A 2,500-nucleotide genomic window follows, 5' to 3' on the forward strand; every position below is an offset into this window, starting at 1 on the left:
ACTGTTTCAAACACTTTATATGAGAGTTTGATCCTGGCTCAGGACGAACGCTGGCGGCGTGCCTAATACATGCAAGTCGAACGCTTTTTCTTTCACCGGAGCTTGCTCCACCGAAAGAAAAGGAGTGGCGAACGGGTGAGTAACACGTGGGTAACCTGCCCATCAGAAGGGGATAACACTTGGAAACAGGTGCTAATACCGTATAACAATCGAAACCGCATGGTTTCGGTTTGAAAGGCGCTTTTGCGTCACTGATGGATGGACCCGCGGTGCATTAGCTAGTTGGTGAGGTAACGGCTCACCAAGGCAACGATGCATAGCCGACCTGAGAGGGTGATCGGCCACATTGGGACTGAGACACGGCCCAAACTCCTACGGGAGGCAGCAGTAGGGAATCTTCGGCAATGGACGAAAGTCTGACCGAGCAACGCCGCGTGAGTGAAGAAGGTTTTCGGATCGTAAAACTCTGTTGTTAGAGAAGAACAAGGATGAGAGTAGAATGTTCATCCCTTGACGGTATCTAACCAGAAAGCCACGGCTAACTACGTGCCAGCAGCCGCGGTAATACGTAGGTGGCAAGCGTTGTCCGGATTTATTGGGCGTAAAGCGAGCGCAGGCGGTTTCTTAAGTCTGATGTGAAAGCCCCCGGCTCAACCGGGGAGGGTCATTGGAAACTGGGAAACTTGAGTGCAGAAGAGGAGAGTGGAATTCCATGTGTAGCGGTGAAATGCGTAGATATATGGAGGAACACCAGTGGCGAAGGCGGCTCTCTGGTCTGTAACTGACGCTGAGGCTCGAAAGCGTGGGGAGCAAACAGGATTAGATACCCTGGTAGTCCACGCCGTAAACGATGAGTGCTAAGTGTTGGAGGGTTTCCGCCCTTCAGTGCTGCAGCTAACGCATTAAGCACTCCGCCTGGGGAGTACGACCGCAAGGTTGAAACTCAAAGGAATTGACGGGGGCCCGCACAAGCGGTGGAGCATGTGGTTTAATTCGAAGCAACGCGAAGAACCTTACCAGGTCTTGACATCCTTTGACCACTCTAGAGATAGAGCTTCCCCTTCGGGGGCAAAGTGACAGGTGGTGCATGGTTGTCGTCAGCTCGTGTCGTGAGATGTTGGGTTAAGTCCCGCAACGAGCGCAACCCTTATTGTTAGTTGCCATCATTTAGTTGGGCACTCTAGCGAGACTGCCGGTGACAAACCGGAGGAAGGTGGGGATGACGTCAAATCATCATGCCCCTTATGACCTGGGCTACACACGTGCTACAATGGGAAGTACAACGAGTCGCGAAGTCGCGAGGCTAAGCTAATCTCTTAAAGCTTCTCTCAGTTCGGATTGTAGGCTGCAACTCGCCTACATGAAGCCGGAATCGCTAGTAATCGCGGATCAGCACGCCGCGGTGAATACGTTCCCGGGCCTTGTACACACCGCCCGTCACACCACGAGAGTTTGTAACACCCGAAGTCGGTGAGGTAACCTTTTGGAGCCAGCCGCCTAAGGTGGGATAGATGATTGGGGTGAAGTCGTAACAAGGTAGCCGTATCGGAAGGTGCGGCTGGATCACCTCCTTTCTAAGGAATCAGTTCATCTTAGATGAACGTTACGGAAACTACACAGGCTTGCTTTTATTCGTTCAGTTTTGAGAGGTTTACTCTCAGATCGTTCATTGAAAACTGGATACAGAAACAAATTAAACAAACCGAGAACACCGCGTTGAATGAGTTTTTTATAAGTTCAATTGCTTATTTTTTTCTGATTGGGAAGTCTATCGCTAGATGAAACAATCAAACCCCTAACGCAAGTTAGGATAAGGTTAAGTGAATAAGGGCGCACGGTGGATGCCTTGGCACTAGGAGCCGATGAAGGACGGGACTAACACCGATATGCTTCGGGGAGCTGTAAGTAAGCTTTGATCCGGAGATTTCCGAATGGGGAAACCCAGCATCTTTTATAGGATGTTACTTTTCAGTGAATACATAGCTGATTAGAGGTAGACGCAGAGAACTGAAACATCTAAGTACCTGCAGGAAGAGAAAGAAAATTCGATTCCCTGAGTAGCGGCGAGCGAAACGGGAAAAGCCCAAACCAAGAGGCTTGCCTCTTGGGGTTGTAGGACTCCGATATGGTAGTTCAGTGAGATAGTCGAAGGACCTGGAAAGGTCTGCTAGAAAGGGTAAAAGCCCCGTAGACAAAATTTGACTGGCACCTAGGAGGATCCTGAGTACGGCGGAACACGAGGAATTCCGTCGGAATCCGGGAGGACCATCTCCCAAGGCTAAATACTCCCTAGTGACCGATAGTGAACCAGTACCGTGAGGGAAAGGTGAAAAGCACCCCGGAAGGGGAGTGAAATAGATCCTGAAACCGTGTGCCTACAACAAGTTAGAGCCCGTTAATGGGTGATAGCGTGCCTTTTGTAGAATGAACCGGCGAGTTACGATTACTTGCGAGGTTAAGTTGAAAAGACGGAGCCGCAGCGAAAGCGAGTCTGAATAGG

Annotated in this window: 2 rRNA genes (1 of these 2 cut by a window edge); both read left to right on the forward strand. The window is 50.3% G+C overall.

Annotated features, from left to right (window positions below):
* Window positions 1–15 precede the first annotated feature (15 nt).
* Window positions 16–1,574, forward strand: a 16S ribosomal RNA gene (locus FFR60_RS22730).
* A 240-nt stretch (window positions 1,575–1,814) separates the two neighbouring features.
* Window positions 1,815–2,500, forward strand: a 23S ribosomal RNA gene (locus FFR60_RS22735); it runs 2,228 nt beyond the window's last position.
* The 16S and 23S rRNA genes sit together here, the layout of an rRNA operon.

This window comes from Enterococcus hulanensis, assembly GCF_005405485.1.
Lineage (GTDB): Bacteria > Bacillota > Bacilli > Lactobacillales > Enterococcaceae > Enterococcus_A > Enterococcus_A hulanensis.